Genomic DNA, 550 nt, shown 5'->3' on the forward strand with positions numbered 1-550 from the left:
AATCTCTTATTTACATTTACTACACAATAAAGTATTGAAATCTACAACCCCTTACCCCAAATATATGGCTGAATATGAATAAAAGAAGTCCATTATTCACAATCATAAAATGGGAGAGAACCATGAATAACACGGTAGCAAATAGCGTAAAAGAAACAGTCACCCAATCTCGTCAAATTGAGCACCTCTATGCTGGGGTAGACACCCAAGATGGTGCTGGCGTTAAACTGACTCGCGTGCTCACGCAGCAATTACAAGAGCGCCTTGACCCTTACTTGATGCTGGATAACTTCAAAAGCGATAATCCAGATGATTATGTCGCCGGCTTCCCCAATCATCCACATCGCGGCTTTGAAACGATTACTTATATGATCACTGGCCGTATGCGTCATCGCGACAGCGCGGGCAACGAAGGATTATTACAAAACGGCGGCGTGCAGTGGATGACGGCGGCGAGCGGTGTCATCCATTCAGAACTGCCTGAGCAAGAAGATGGCGCGATGGAAGGCTTCCAGCTGTGGCTCAATCTACCTGCCAAAGATAAAATGAA

1 protein-coding gene is annotated in these 550 nt (G+C 45.5%); it reads left to right on the plus strand.

All coding sequences use genetic code 11. From position 1 onward, the window contains the following. Window positions 1-122: 122 nt before the first annotated feature. Window positions 123-550 (plus strand): pirin family protein (locus ACTXGO_RS16050; RefSeq protein ID WP_443575224.1); only part of this gene is annotated, 428 nt, incomplete at its 3' end.

It is taken from the genome of Psychrobacter sp. T6-1, from assembly GCF_052258445.1.